We start from the raw sequence: 13,447 nt of genomic DNA on the forward strand, positions 1-13,447 counted from the left end.
CGACCGGGCACGACGAAGGGCCGCCCCGGTGGGGCGGCCCTTCGTCGTGACAACTGGGGTGATGCGCCGTCCGAGGACGGCGTGGTGGAGGTGCGGGGAATCGAACCCCGGTCCGGTGACGCAAATCCAGGTCTTCTCCGGGCGCAGTCTGCTGTTGATTTTCTCGGCCCCAGCACTCACGCAGACGAGGTGCTGACGGGCTCAGTCATCTAAGAGTCCCTACGCCGCCAATGACGAGCGTCGTAAGCAGTGGCTCTCTGTCTGACGCCAGGAACCGGGGCGAGAGCAACCCCGGGCTGACGGACTTCGAAGACTCGCTCAGGCGGCGAGTGCGAAGTCGGTGCGCTTGGAATCGGCACCTATTGGTTTGCAGACGTCGTTTACGAGATAAGTCTGCATCCTCGGCCCGCTTCTCCTCGAAGCACGACCACCGTCGAAACCGATCACCCCCTGTGCAGTTGTCAATCACCGACCCAGCCCGCCACCCGTCCGCCGAGGCGTCCGGCCGTGCACCGGGTCAGTGGTACCAGCCTACGGGATCAACACCGCAGCGGGCGAACCTATTTCCTGGGCTACTTCTTGCGGGTCAGCGCGTCGACCAGCAGGCCGCCGGCGATCCCCAGCAGGAAGACGTCCTTGGCGAGGCCGACTCCCTGAGGAGTCGGTCGGATCCCGTCCTTCTCGGTCATCCCCGGCGTCTTGAGGTACATCGCGACGAGGCCCGCCGAGAAGGTGCCGAGCCCGAGCGCGACCACGCCCGTCGGGACGAACGGGACGAGCAGGGCCGTGCCCAGGGCGATCTCGGTCGTGGAGAGCGTCTTGGTGAACTGCACCGGGTCCTGGTCCTCGAGGAAGGGGAACGTCCCGGCGGCCATCCCGTGGATCCCCTGCGCGGTCGCCTCGTCGGCGCCCCGCTTCGTGAGGCCTGAGTTGAGGATGAACGCGCCTGCTGCGACGCGCGGGATGTACTGACGGAGCTTGACCACGGTGCCTCCTCGGGAAGGTGACGACGACTACCCTGCGACGCTACGTCGTCGGGCAGGAGCTTGCATCCTCATCCGGCGTGTCCCCGGCCACGTCCTCGTCGCACGGCGCTCCCTGCCCGACGGCGTCGCTCACCTCGCCGGGCAGGTCACCTGTTCTGGCGGTGACGCATGGCGCGCTGCGCCTCACGGTTGTCCTGCTGCTCGCGCAGCGCCTGACGCTTGTCGTACTCCCGCTTGCCCTGTGCGAGGGCGATCTCGACCTTCGCGCGACCGTCGAGGAAGTAGAGCGAGAGCGGCACGATCGTGTAGCCCTTCTCGCGAGACTTCGCCTCGAGCCGCAGGATCTCCTCCTTGTGCAGCAAGAGCTTGCGCTTGCGGCGAGGGGCGTGGTTGTTCCACGTCCCCTGCGAGTACTCCTGGATGTGGACGTTCTCGAGCCACGCCTCACCGCCGTCGACCGCCACGTAGCCGTCCAGCAACGACGCACGGCCCTGACGCAGGGCCTTGACCTCGGTGCCGCTCAGGACGAGCCCGGCCTCGAACACGTCGACGATGAGATAGTCATGGCGGGCCTTGCGGTTGCTGGCGATGATCTTGCGGCCAGTCTCCTTCGCCATGAGGGCAACATCCGATCTGCTCGTGCTCCGTGGTGCACCCATTCCGGGCCCACCCGCGCCGTGGGGCGCGACGTCCCAGGTTACGCGATGTCGTCCCACGACCAGAAGGTGATTACTATCCCAGCCACTTCGCCGGGTCGGCCGGCGTGCCGTTCTCGTAGACCTCGAAGTGCAGGTGGCAGACCTGGCTCGTGCCTGTCGTGCCCGAGTAGCCGACGAGGGTCCCCTTCGAGACGCTCTGCCCGGAGGACACCGCGAACCGCGAGAGGTGGTTGTAGCTCGACATGAGGTTCTTCCCCCCCACAGTGCCGTGGTTGAGCACGACCTGGTTGCCGAGCCCCGCGATGAAGCGGGAGAACTGGACCGTGCCGCCCGCCGCAGCGTAGATCGGGGTCCCGCAGTAGGCACGCAGGTCCATGCCGGCGTGCAGCCGGGTCACGGGGAGGAAGGGGTGCTTGCGCATCCCGAACCTCGAGGTGATGTGCGGGACCGCGGTCGGGTAGGACAGGAAGCCGTTCGCGACGGCGCCACCTCCACCACCACCAGCGGAACCACCGCCACCGCCACCGCCCGACCCTCCGGACCCGCCGCCCGTCGCGGGCGGCGGAAGCTTCGCCGCTTCCTCCGCGGCCTTGCGGTCACGCTCCGTCTGGGCCGCGATGATGCCCTGGAGCTCGCTCGTCAGGTCCGTCTGGGCCTTCTCGTTGACGGCGATCTGGGCGAGGGCCGCTTCCTTGCGCGACTCGATCGTGACCTTCTTCGCCTCCTGCTCGACGATCAGACTCTCGATCTCCGCCTTGCGCTCCGCAGCAGCGGCGCGGGCGGCGTCCGCCGCGACGACGTTCTGGTCTGCCTGGACCTTGAGGTCTGCGATCGTCTCGCGGATCGCGGTGAGGCGGGCCTCCCGGTTGCGCGCGATCGACTCCGCCTCCTGCAGGTCCGTCAGCGCGCGGGCCTGTGTCCGGGCCGCGGTCGAGGTCATGGCGTACTGCTCGATGAAGTCCTCGGTGCTCTGCGCACCGGTCACGATGCCGAGCCCGCTGACCTCGCCCTGGCCTCGGTACGCCTGCCGGGCCATCTCCGCGATGCTGGACTTCGCCGAGCTGACCTTGCCCGCGGACTTCTCGATGTCCTCGTTGATCGCGGCCTCCTCGGCCTGCGCGTCCTCGAGGCGGACCTCCAGCTGGGCGGCCTCGCGCTGCGTGCGCTCGAGCTCTGCCTCCGCCGTGTCGAGCTCTGCCTGGGCCACCGGCAGCCGCCCCTCGATGACCTGCAGGTCGAGGATCGCCTGGGCCAGCTCCGCGTCCGTGCCCTCGAGCTCGGACTCGAGCCCTTCCCGGGCCGCCCGCGCCTCGCTCTGCCGACGCTCGGCGGCCGCACGCTGGTCGTCGAGGTCGTCGGCCGTCGCGGCGACACCGGTCCCCAGGAGGAGCAGGAGCGCGGTACCGCCCGCGGCGAGGCGTCTGGTCAGCTGGGACATGTCACACCCTCGTGTATCGGCTGAGCGTCACGACCGACGAGATCGCCGCCAGGAAGAACGCGATGAGGAGCAGGAGCGGGGCGATCCGCAGGACGTCCGCCTCCGAGATGTACGCGATCCAGCTCACCGAGCTCTGGAGCCAGTCCGTCACGAGGTACTTGACCCCGAGCCAGAGCCCCCCGACCGCGAGGAACGCTCCGACCACCGCGGCGATCGCCCCCTCCAGGATGAAGGGGAGCTGGATGAAGAGCTTGGACGCCCCGACGAGCTTCATGATCTCGGTCTCGCGCTGACGGCTCATGGCGGACAGCCGGATCGTGGTCGTGATGAGGAGCACCGCGGCGAGCATCATCACGACCGCGAGCCCGCCGGACATGAGCGAGGCGCGGTTCAGGGCCAGGAACAGCGAGTCGAAGATCCGCCGCTGGTCCTCGACGGCCTCCACGCCGGGTCGACCGGTCACGACGTCGTTGACGACCTCGTAGTTCTCCGGGTTGGTCAGCTTGAGGCGGAACGAGGACTGCATGTCGTCGACCGTGAGCTGGGTTCCGTTGTACCCGTCGGGGAACCGCTCCTCGAAGGAGGCGAACGCGTCCTCCTTCGACTCGAAGTACACCGTCTCGACCTCGTCGCCGAGCTCGCTCGCGAAGAGCGTCTCGAGCGCCTCGACCTGCTCGGGCGAGGCCTCGCCACCCGCGCACGTCGGGTTGGGAGAGTCAATGGGGCACAGGAAGACCGAGACCTCGACGCGGTCGTACCAGTCGTCCTTGAGCTTGCCGATCTGGAGCTGCAGGAGCGCGGACGCACCGACGAAGGTCAGGGACACGAAGGTCACGAGGATGACGGAGATCGTCATCGCGAGGTTGCGGCGCAGGCCGGAACCGATCTCGGCCAGGATGAACTGGGCGCGCACCAGCTACCACTCCCCCTGGCTCGACGGCTGCACCCGCACCGTGCCGGTGACGCCCTGGGCGTGCGCCGGCGACTCGAGAGCCGGCACCGGCCGAACCTCGACGGGCGGCGACCACGGCCGTTCCGCGAGGTGACCCGACGGCTCACGGAGAGCGTCGTCGTCGGGCATCGGGACCCCCGCACCGTAGACGCCGTCCTTCTGGTCGCGGAGCACGACGCCGTTCGAGAGCTCGATGACCCGCTGGCGCATCTGGTTGACGAACCCCGAGTCGTGCGTGGCCATGACGACCGTGGTCCCCGTGGCGTTGATCCGCGACAGCAGGTTCATGATCCCGAGCGAGGTGTTCGGGTCGAGGTTTCCCGTGGGCTCGTCCGCGAGGAGGATCGACGGTCGGTTGACGAACGCGCGCGCGATCGCGACGCGCTGCTGCTCACCGCCCGAGAGCTCGTGCGGGCGCCTCTTCTCCTTGCCCTGCAGACCGACCGTCTCGAGGACCTCGGGGACCGTCACGGCGATCATGTGGCGTGGCTTGCCCGTGACCTGGAGCGCGAACGCGACGTTCTCGAAGACCGTCTTGTTCTGCAGCAGCCGGAAGTCCTGGAAGACCACACCGATCTGTCGCCGCAGCGACGGTACCTTCCAGCTCGACAGGGTCGACAGGTCACGGCCGGCCACGAAGACCTTGCCCTGGGTGGGCCGCTCCTCGCGCAGCGCGAGGCGCAGGCAGGTCGACTTCCCGGAACCGGACGCGCCGACGAGGAAGACGAACTCGCCACGCTCGATCTCGGCGGACATGCCGTTCAGGGCAGGTCTGGCGCCACGGGCGTAGACCTTCGAGACGTTCTCAAAACGGATCACAAGGCTTGACCAGTCTCTCGTTGGGGGAAGCGAAAATCGTTCGCTGGTCGCCCACGAGAGTAGGCACGTCCGAAACCCCTGACCCCGCTGACACGCCGGGTGCGGCCGGATCGGACGTGCCGGTCGACCGATTCACCCCGGGACCCGTGACCGCCGGGGAACGCAGTCCCCGGAGGCGCCGTCAGGCCTGGTCAGCGCTGCGACGCCACCGGATCCCGGCCTCGATGAAGCCGTCGATGTCGCCGTCGAAGACGCCCGAGGTGTTGCCGACCTCGTACTCCGTGCGCAGGTCCTTGACCATCTGGTACGGGTGCAGGACGTACGAGCGCATCTGGTCGCCCCAGCTGGCCTTGATGTCACCGGCCATGGCCTTCTTCGCCGCGCTCTCCTCGGCCTGACGCTGCAGGAGCAGGCGCGACTGGAGCACGCGCAGGGCGGCCGCACGGTTCTGGATCTGCGACTTCTCGTTCTGCATCGACACGACGATCCCCGTGGGGATGTGCGTCATGCGCACGGCCGAGTCGGTCGTGTTGACGGACTGGCCGCCGGGGCCCGACGACCGGAACACGTCGACCTTGATCTCCGACTCCGGGATCTCGACCGAGTCCGTCTGCTCGATGAGCGGGATGACCTCGACCGCCGCGAACGACGTCTGGCGGCGCCCCTGGTTGTCGAACGGCGAGATGCGCACCAGGCGGTGCGTGCCGGCCTCGACCGACAGGTGCCCGAAGGCGTACGGCGCCTTGACCTCGAACGTCGCCGACTTGAGCCCCGCCTCCTCGGCGTAGGACGTGTCGAGGACCTGCGTCGGGTAGCCGTGGCGCTCGGCCCAGCGCAGGTACATGCGCATGAGCATCTCCGCGAAGTCGGCCGCGTCGACGCCGCCCGCGCCCGCGCGGATGGTCACGACCGCCTCGCGCGCGTCGTACTCGCCCGAGAGCAGGGTCTTGACCTCGAGCACCCCCAGGTCCTTGCGGATCTGCTCGAGCTCGGAGGCCGCCTCGGCGAGGGTCTCGGCGTCGCCGTTGTCCTCCGTGGCCATCTCGACCAGCGTCTCGAGGTCGTCGATCCGGTCGCTCATGCTCGTGATGCGGTCGAGCTCGGACTGGGTCTGCGACAGCGCGGTCGTGACCTTCTGGGCCGCGTCCGGGTCGTCCCAGAGGTCCGGCGCCGACGCCTTGTCCGACAGCTCGGCGATCTGGACGCGCAGGGCGTCCGGGTCGCTCACGGCGCTGATGGTCGCGAGGGTCGAACGGAGAGCGCGGATCTCGTGCGGGAAGTCGATGGTGGCCACGGTCCTCAAGGTTACGCGACGCGGACGGACCGCACGGTCCCGTCCTGCGTCCGGGGTCCGTCCGGTGGGCGGTCAGCCGCCCGACGGCGCCGCCCGGGGCCCGTCCGGGACGTCGCCGCCGGTCGCGGCGACCGCTGCGGGAGCGGGATCGACGACCGCCGCCGGATCAGGCTCGGCGGCCCCGGTGCCGGCCGGCGAGGCCGCGGTCGTGGGCGCGGTCGTGGGCGCCGTCGGGGCCGCTGCGGGGGCGGGACGCGCGGTTGCCGCCGCGAGCCCCTCGGCGCGCGCCTTCGCCAGGAGAGCCTCGAGGCGCTGCTTCCTGCGCTTGCGGTTGTCCCGGACCCCGAGCACGACGAGCACCGCCACGGCGACGAGGAGCAGGTGGACCCACGGGATCGCCCACGTCGTGACCGACACGACCACCGGCGCGAGGTCCGCCGTCGGGACGTCGGTGGCGCCTGCCGCCGTGTCCGTCGAGACGGGCGTCGGCGTGACGACGACCTCGGTCGTCACAGGGCCGACGGGCCAGATGCCGGCGACCGTGACGGTCGTCGTGCGTGAGGTTCCCGGGATCAGCTCCTCCACGCCCTCGACGCCCCGGTCGACCGTCGTGTCGCCGATCCCGAAGACGCCGGACGAGCGGACCGACTGCTCGGCGCCGACCGTCAGGTTGCCGTCGTTGGTCACCTCGTAGGCGACCCGGACGTCTCCCGGGGCGAACGGGTTCCACGAGGGCGTGTAGGTGGCCGTCACCCGGTCGAGCGCGATCGAGGGGACCACCTCCCCGGGTACCCGCAGGTTGACCCGCACCCCCACCCTGCTCTCGACCCCGACCCCAGGACCTGCCGCCGAGGAAGCGGTCGTGACCGTCGCGACAATCCCGGCAGGATGGTCGCCCGGTGTCACGTTCTCCGGCACGGTGATGGTGAAGGGCACGACCACGGTCTCCCCCGCCGGGACGTCGACGGTCGGCTGGACCTCGAACCAGCCACCGGAGTCCTGCGGTTCCTGGTCGGAGGTCCGGATGTCGAAGTTGCCCATGGGCGTGAAGATGCCGTCGTTCGTCACCATCGCGAACGTCACGGGGACGGCCCCGTGGTTGGAGACGGCGACCTGGTCCTGGATCTGCGCCCCCGGCTCCGCGACGAAGTCGAAGATCCGGCGGTCGTCGGGCCCGTCGGGAGAGGCGGTGCTGACCGAGAACCGGATGTCCCCCGGATCCTGCTCGCCCGCGTGCGCCGTGCCGACCGCACCCAGGAGCGCGAGCGTCAGGGCGCCCACCCCCGCGAGCCCTCGACGCAACCTGCCGGGTGGCCGACCGCCCGACTCACGTGCCTTCTTCATGTCCTTGCTCACCGCGACTTCCGATCCACCTCGAACGGGCACCCTGCTCCGGAGACGCTACAGGGCCGACGGGGTTCCGCCGGCCCTGCAGCGCCTCTGTCCATGACACGAGGTCACGGAGAACTGTCAGCCCTCCATGAGCGTGAGCGTCAGCGTCGACGCGTACGCACCCGAGGGCGTGTTCTTCGGGACGGTGAGGTTCAGCCCGGCCTTGACGCCGAACGACTGGCCGTTCGCCTCGGCCGAGTCACCGGCCGAGACCAGGAGGTCACCCACCTGGATACCGCCCTCGAGCCAGCTGCCACCGGGGCCCGGCTCGTCCGGGACCTCCTGGAGCTCGCCGGCGACCGGCAGGCCGGGCGAGACGTTGAAGTCCCCGGGGACCGGGTTCGCCAGCTCGGGGACCCAGCCCAGGTGGTCGTGGGTGATGTCGGGCAGGCCCGCCGCGGTGAAGTCGCTGACCTGGCCCGTGACGGCCCAGCCCGCGCCGTCGGCCACGTCGTTGCGGTCGTCGCTGACGCTGACGCCGTCGAGGACGCCCGTGAACTCACGGTTCCCTGCAGCCCAGATCTCGGGGCTCGTCGACTCGCCGAGGGTCACGGACGGGTTGGCGACGTTGAGCGTGAGCGCCCCCACCGGCGTGACGGCGACCTCGATCTGGACGTCCTCCTCACCGTGGGTCACCTCGTCGGCGGTGGCTGCAGAGGCCATCGCCACGGACCCCAGGAGCATCGCCCCGAGGGCTCCGCCCGCGATCCACTGCTTCTTTGCACGTACGTTCATGTAAGTCTCCGTCGTTGGAGGGGTGTCGGACCGGATCACCATAGCGGCGAAGTGTAAGTTTTCGCAGCCACCAGGCAAAAGGTGCATTTTTTGTTAACAAAGTGAACGATCGGGCGGCCGATCACAGGGGGGTCCACCGGTCGCGACGACGCGTCGGCCACCCGCTCCGCTCACCAGGCACGCGCGCTCGCCCGGGCCTGCACGACGATGCCCTCGGACCACGCCTGCGTGACCCAGCTGACGAGGACGGGCCGAGACCATCCGGCGAGGCGGACCTCGGCGGTCCGCCCGTCCGGCGTCGACGCCTCGACGATGGTGACACCGTGCAAGCCGTCCAGCATCTCGGGGTGCGCGGCCACGAACGACTCGACCGAGGCCCGCACCTCGACGTCGCTCAGCACGAGCACCGCCTCCCGCTCAGGGTCGGCCATCCCGCCCTCGTAGAACGTGTCCTGCCCCATCGAGTCCGCGGCATCGAGGGCGGCCGCGTCGGCGACGTCGAACAGGCGCTTGCGATCGAGATGGACCCCGGTCGCCGAGACCACGACCGTCACGAGAAGGAGCGCGAACGCGACGAAGGCACTGGTGAGGAGCATGATCTGCCCGCTCTCCCCCGCTGCTCGGGAGGCTCCCACGCTGCACGACCGCAGGTCCCGGCCGCGGAGGAGCCTCACGAGCGCACCCCCGCGTAGACGTCGACGGGAGACACGTGGACCGCCTCGACCGGGACCGCCAAGGGCACCCACGTGCGGACCGCAGGAGGGACGAACGGCAGGGGGACCTCGTAGCGGACGACCGTCGTGACCTCGGACCCCGGGGCGAGGCACCGTGTGCTGGAGCACGAGATGGTCAGCACGTCAGCCGGACGGACATCGGCGAACCCTTGGTCGTCCAGGGCCAACGAGACCGCGATCCCCGCACGCGCCTCCCCCTGCGCGACGGAGTCCGCCGTCACGAACGCCCGGCCCGACTCCTTGGCCGCGCCCTCGACGGCGAACATCGCCGCCTGGATCCGGCCGAGCGTCAGCGCGAGGTACATCACCGGCAGGAGGAGGATGAGCGCGGCCCCGAGGAACTCCACGATCGCGTTCCCCTCCTCCCTCCCGCGACGGCGTCCGGTCAACCGCCGGGCGGCCCTGGCGTGCGCCGCGCGCACCCCCCGGAGACCCGAGATCCTGGGCGCCTCAGGTGCGGTGCGCCCCCGCCGCGAGGCGCACGGGCGAAGGGACATCGTCCCCACGGCGCCGTTCACCGCTCCTCCTTCAGCGCGTGGCCCTCCACCGTGACGACCCCGGCCGGGCCCAGCAGGCCGACCACGGGGAGCGGTGTCGTCACGGTCACCTCGATGACACGCACACCCTCGTGATCGATCTCCCGCGCCGTGACGTCCTGCGAGAAGCGCTTGGAGAGCGAGGCGTCGATCAGCGCGCGGGTGCGCGCCACCCCGTCCGCCGGGTCCCCGCCCGCCCGACCCGCGACCCGGGCCCCCTCGGCCGCGCTGTCGATCACGACCGCCCGGACGTGGACCGCGAGGACGACCTGGAGGATGCCGAGGAACAGCACGAGCAGCAGCACCGAGACGAGCACGAAGTCCACGACCGCCGAGCCCTCCTCCCGCTCGGGGGGCGCAGAGCCGCAGACCGGGGCACGGCGTGGCGGCCGGTTCGTCACGGACCGCCGACGCTCTTGATGGCGTTCGTGAAGGTCGAGGTCAGCGCGGGGCCCGCGACGGCCCACAGCGCGATGACCAGCCCGGCCGTCATCAGGGTCACCAGGACCCAGCCCGGGACGTCCCCCCGCTCGGCTCCGTTCGCGACGAGGCGGCGTCGGCCGCGCTCGATCCAGGTCGTCAGGTGTCTCGTCATCATGCTCCTCGTCGGTCGGCCGCGTCGTTCGACGCGTCGGTGGTCCAGGTCGTCCGTCCGCCGTTCGCGGGCGGGGCTTCTTGTGCGCAGCAGGCGGTCCTTACCCGGCCCTCCGCTCGGCGTCCGCCCGGTCAGAGGCCGACCTGCAGCGTCGTGATCGACGGGAAGATCGCGAACACGACCGTCACCGGGAGGATCAGGAAGACCACGGGAATCATCATGAGCACCTCCTTGCGCCCTCCCGATTCCATGAGGGAGCGTCGGCTCGCCTCCCGAACGTCCTGCGCCTGGGCACGAAGCACCTCCGCGAGCGGGGTACCCCGCTCGACGGCCACCGCGACGCCCTCGGCGAAACGCGTGAGGCTGGCCAACGACGTCCGGTCCGCGAGCCCCTCGAGCGCGCGGGCCAGGGGCACGCCCGAACGGACCATCGAGAGCGTCGTCGACAGCTCTCTCGACATCTCGCCCCGCGCCATGGCCGCGACACGCTCCATCGCTGCGACAGGACCCTCCCCGGCGCCGACCGACAGGGCGAGCAGCTCCGCGATCGTGGGGAACTCCATGAGCATCCGCTCCTCGCGACGGGCGACCTGCCGTGAGAGCAGGTGGTCGCAGCCGAGGAAGCCTCCCAGACCGCAGAACGCGACGAGCGCCACCAGGGCGACGGGTGACGACCCGCGGGTCGTGGCCAGGAGCAGGGCGACGAGCACGCCTCCGACGAGTCCCAGCACGGCCCAGACCACCTGCTGCGCGCGGAACTGGTCGACGCTCTCGGTACGTCCTGCCTGGTCGAGCCGACGGCGGAGAGCCGGACGCGTCGAGCCGAACCTCTCGAGGGTCCTCCCGACCTCCGTGAGCCACGGCCCGACGAGGCGGTCGAGGGTCGGGAAGGTGGGACGCGCCGTCGACTCCTCGAGCAGCGCCGACGTCGTCCCGAGCACCCGCAGGTACGGGCCGACGCGCTCGTCGAGACGAGCCCTCCTCGCCGCGAGGCGACCGACGACGACCAGGACCCCCCACGCGAACATCGCCCCCGCGACGGCCCCGAGCCACTCGAGCAGGCTCGGCCCGGCGCCGCTCACCGCAGCACCCGCACTTCCTCGGGCAGTCGCCCGATCCGGCGCATGATCTGGTAGGCGACGACGGACGTGAGCGCACCGCAGCCCAGCACCACGGCGCCCTGGAGAGAGTTGTAGGCCTGCGCCGTCTCCGGCCTGGTGGCGAGCAGCGCGAGGACCACCCACGGCCCCGCCGCAGCGAGACGCGCGCCGTTCACGGTCCACGACTGTCGCGCCTCGAGCTCGCCCCGCGTCCTCGCGTCCTCGCGCAGGAACGTCGCGAGCGTCCTCAGCAGCCTGCCGAGGTCCGTGCCGCCCACCTCCCTCGTCATGCGCAACGACTCGACGATCCTGTCCGCGACAGGGTCCGCCAACCGTGCCTTCAAGGCGTCGAGGCAGTCACCGAAGCGCCCGCTCGCACGGAAGTCCTGCGCGAACCTGCTGAACGGCTCGCGCAGCTCGACCGGTCCCCGCTCCCCGAGCTGCCCCACCGCCTCCGGCAGCGAGAGACCTGCGCGCACCCCGGACGCCAGGTGGTCGACGACCTCTGGCCACACGTCGCGCAGGCTCACACGTCGGCGACGGGCCCGCGAACGCACGAGCGCGGTGGGCAGCGCAGCGGCCATCGATGCGAAGCACGCGGCCACCGGCAGGGCCCGGGTGAGCGCGAGCGTGACCAGGAGGACCAGTGCTCCGAGCACCGTGCTCGCGGTGACCAGCGCGCGTGGTGTCAGCGAGGGGACGCCTGCGAGCACCAGGAGGTCCTGCGTCCTCGCCGACCACCCGTCGGTCCGACGAGGTGCACGCGGACCCGGTTCCCACCAGGACCACCAGACGCAGAACGCTCCGACCCCGAGCAGCAGGCCCGCCGCGACGCCCATCTCAGCCCGCCTCGCCGGCTCGTGGACCCGCCATCAGCGCGGCGAGGTCGATGCCGGCCCGAGCGAACCGGTCGCCGGCCGGCGGGAACCCGTCGCCCCGCACGAGGGCACCGGAGGCCCGGTGGAAGAGGTCCGAGACCTCGACCACCCCTTGCTCCACCCGGCCGGGGACCCCGACGATCTCCCGGACCTCCCGCCGACCGTCCACGGTCACGCCCAGGTGGACGACCACGTCCACGGCACCCGCCACCGTCGGGACCACGAAGCGGTCGGAGACGTTCTCCCCCGCGAGCAGCGGCAGGGTGCACATCTTCGAGACCGCCTCGCGGGCGGAGTTGGCGTGGATCGTGCACATGCCTGGAACCCCCGCGTTCAGAGCGATGAGCAGGTCGAAGGCCTCCGCCTCCCGTACCTCACCGATGACGATCCGGTCCGGACGCATGCGCAGCGCCTCCTTGACGAGGCGTCGCAGCGGGATCTCGCCCGTGCCCTCCAGGCTGGGCTGGCGGCACTGCATCGAGACGAGGTCCCGCACCGCGAAACGCAGCTCGAACACCTCCTCGCACGTGATGACCCTCTGGTTCGGTGGGATCGATCCGGCGAGGGCGTTGAGCATGGTCGTCTTGCCCGCCTGGGTGGCACCCGCCACGAGGACGTTGAGGCCCGCCTGGACCGCGGCGTGCAGGAACGCCGCGGCGTGCGGCGTCAAGGATCCGAGCCTGACCAGGTGCTCCAGGTGCGAGGCCCGCACCACGTGCTTGCGGATGTTCACGGCGAAGTGCTCGCGGGTGACGTCCGGGATGACCACGTGCAGGCGTTCGCCCCCGGGCAGGGCCGCGTCGACGAACGGGCTCGAGAGATCGAGGCGCCGACCCGAGGACTTGAGCATCTGCTCGACGAGGTCGCGCACCTGGGCGGTCGTGAGGATGGTGGACGTGAGCTCGGCGTCCCCTCCCCGGGCGACGAAGACCTGGGCGGGCGAGTTGATCCACACCTCCTCGACCTCCGGGTCGTCGAGGTACTTCTGGAGGGGGCCGAGCCCGGCGACCGCGTCGAGGACCGCGCGCACCGCGCCTGGGACGTCGGCGAGCGGTGGGACGGCGCCGAGGGCGGACCGGGTGTCGTAGTCGGCCAGGGCGTCGGCGACGAGCCGTTCGATGCCGGGCTTGTCCCGCAGGGGATCGACGCCTCGACGGCGGATCAGCTCGCGGACCTCGCCCTCGAGGATCGCCACTCCTGCGGTGCTCATCGTCGCGCCACGCTCCCCTGCGTCCCTGCGCGCCCCCCGCGCAGCACGACCACCCGGCGGGGTGGCTGCGCGCCGAGACTAGGGCACGACCGCCGGGGCGCGCACGCATCCTGTGGAAA

15 protein-coding genes and 1 other RNA gene are annotated in these 13,447 nt (G+C 70.8%); all 16 read right to left on the minus strand.

The window, feature by feature from the left end:
• Positions 1-82: 82 nt before the first annotated feature.
• Positions 83-451: a transfer-messenger RNA gene (gene ssrA, locus H9623_RS06785) on the minus strand.
• Positions 452-572: 121 nt separating this feature from the next.
• Positions 573-986 (minus strand): hypothetical protein, encoded by a 414-nt coding sequence (locus H9623_RS06790; protein ID WP_193719299.1) that lies wholly within the window; start codon positions 984-986, stop codon positions 573-575.
• A 146-nt stretch (positions 987-1,132) separates the two neighbouring features.
• Positions 1,133-1,603: an SsrA-binding protein SmpB gene (gene smpB, locus H9623_RS06795; RefSeq protein ID WP_193719300.1), complete on the minus strand. Its 471-nt coding sequence runs from the start codon at positions 1,601-1,603 to the stop codon at positions 1,133-1,135.
• A 115-nt stretch (positions 1,604-1,718) separates the two neighbouring features.
• On the minus strand, positions 1,719-3,083 hold the full coding sequence (locus H9623_RS06800; RefSeq protein WP_193719301.1) for a M23 family metallopeptidase: 1,365 nt from the start codon (positions 3,081-3,083) through the stop codon (positions 1,719-1,721).
• Position 3,084: 1 nt separating this feature from the next.
• Positions 3,085-3,996 carry a permease-like cell division protein FtsX gene (gene ftsX / locus H9623_RS06805; RefSeq protein WP_193719302.1) on the minus strand — a complete coding sequence of 304 codons (912 nt, stop codon included), beginning with the start codon at positions 3,994-3,996 and terminating at the stop codon, positions 3,085-3,087.
• A 3-nt stretch (positions 3,997-3,999) separates the two neighbouring features.
• Complete coding sequence (gene ftsE, locus H9623_RS06810) at positions 4,000-4,854, minus strand: cell division ATP-binding protein FtsE (RefSeq protein ID WP_193719303.1); 855 nt, start codon at positions 4,852-4,854, stop codon at positions 4,000-4,002.
• A 181-nt stretch (positions 4,855-5,035) separates the two neighbouring features.
• Positions 5,036-6,148 (minus strand): peptide chain release factor 2, encoded by a 1,113-nt coding sequence (prfB, locus tag H9623_RS06815; RefSeq protein ID WP_193719304.1) that lies wholly within the window; start codon positions 6,146-6,148, stop codon positions 5,036-5,038.
• Positions 6,149-6,220: 72 nt separating this feature from the next.
• Positions 6,221-7,504: a WxL protein peptidoglycan domain-containing protein gene (locus tag H9623_RS06820; RefSeq protein ID WP_193719305.1), complete on the minus strand. Its 1,284-nt coding sequence runs from the start codon at positions 7,502-7,504 to the stop codon at positions 6,221-6,223.
• Between the two features lie 114 nt (positions 7,505-7,618).
• Positions 7,619-8,275, minus strand: coding sequence for a hypothetical protein (locus H9623_RS06825; protein ID WP_193719306.1), 657 nt, complete (start codon positions 8,273-8,275; stop codon positions 7,619-7,621).
• Between the two features lie 170 nt (positions 8,276-8,445).
• The gene (locus H9623_RS06830) at positions 8,446-8,871 is read right to left on the minus strand and encodes a pilus assembly protein TadG-related protein (RefSeq protein WP_193719307.1); all 426 of its coding nucleotides are present in this window, start codon (positions 8,869-8,871) and stop codon (positions 8,446-8,448) included.
• Positions 8,872-8,945: 74 nt separating this feature from the next.
• Positions 8,946-9,356 carry a pilus assembly protein gene (locus H9623_RS06835; RefSeq protein WP_321575321.1) on the minus strand — a complete coding sequence of 137 codons (411 nt, stop codon included), beginning with the start codon at positions 9,354-9,356 and terminating at the stop codon, positions 8,946-8,948.
• Between the two features lie 167 nt (positions 9,357-9,523).
• Entirely contained in the window at positions 9,524-9,871 is a 348-nt protein-coding gene (locus H9623_RS06840) for a TadE/TadG family type IV pilus assembly protein (RefSeq protein WP_321575322.1), read from the minus strand.
• 71 nt (positions 9,872-9,942) lie between these two features.
• Positions 9,943-10,140 carry a hypothetical protein gene (locus H9623_RS06845; protein WP_193719310.1) on the minus strand — a complete coding sequence of 66 codons (198 nt, stop codon included), beginning with the start codon at positions 10,138-10,140 and terminating at the stop codon, positions 9,943-9,945.
• Between the two features lie 131 nt (positions 10,141-10,271).
• Positions 10,272-11,222: a type II secretion system F family protein gene (locus tag H9623_RS06850; protein WP_321575323.1), complete on the minus strand. Its 951-nt coding sequence runs from the start codon at positions 11,220-11,222 to the stop codon at positions 10,272-10,274.
• Positions 11,219-12,079, minus strand: coding sequence for a type II secretion system F family protein (locus H9623_RS06855; protein WP_193719311.1), 861 nt, complete (start codon positions 12,077-12,079; stop codon positions 11,219-11,221). Before H9623_RS06855 ends, H9623_RS06850 begins: the two co-directional genes overlap by 4 nt.
• A 1-nt stretch (position 12,080) precedes the next feature.
• Positions 12,081-13,328 (minus strand): CpaF family protein, encoded by a 1,248-nt coding sequence (locus H9623_RS06860; protein ID WP_193719312.1) that lies wholly within the window; start codon positions 13,326-13,328, stop codon positions 12,081-12,083.
• Between the last annotated feature and the right edge of the window lie 119 nt (positions 13,329-13,447).

The sequence above is a fragment of the Oerskovia douganii genome (assembly GCF_015142735.1).
GTDB lineage: Bacteria > Actinomycetota > Actinomycetes > Actinomycetales > Cellulomonadaceae > Oerskovia > Oerskovia douganii.

Coding starts and splice junctions, on each gene's coding strand:
- H9623_RS06800 (WP_193719301.1), bottom strand. CDS start 3,083: ATGTCCCAGCTGACCAGACGCCTCGCCGCGGGCGGTACCGCGCTCCTG.
- H9623_RS06830 (WP_193719307.1), bottom strand. CDS start 8,871: ATGCTCCTCACCAGTGCCTTCGTCGCGTTCGCGCTCCTTCTCGTGACG.
- H9623_RS06860 (WP_193719312.1), bottom strand. CDS start 13,328: ATGAGCACCGCAGGAGTGGCGATCCTCGAGGGCGAGGTCCGCGAGCTG.
- smpB (WP_193719300.1), bottom strand. CDS start 1,603: ATGGCGAAGGAGACTGGCCGCAAGATCATCGCCAGCAACCGCAAGGCC.
- H9623_RS06825 (WP_193719306.1), bottom strand. CDS start 8,275: ATGAACGTACGTGCAAAGAAGCAGTGGATCGCGGGCGGAGCCCTCGGG.
- H9623_RS06845 (WP_193719310.1), bottom strand. CDS start 10,140: ATGACGAGACACCTGACGACCTGGATCGAGCGCGGCCGACGCCGCCTC.
- H9623_RS06855 (WP_193719311.1), bottom strand. CDS start 12,079: ATGGGCGTCGCGGCGGGCCTGCTGCTCGGGGTCGGAGCGTTCTGCGTC.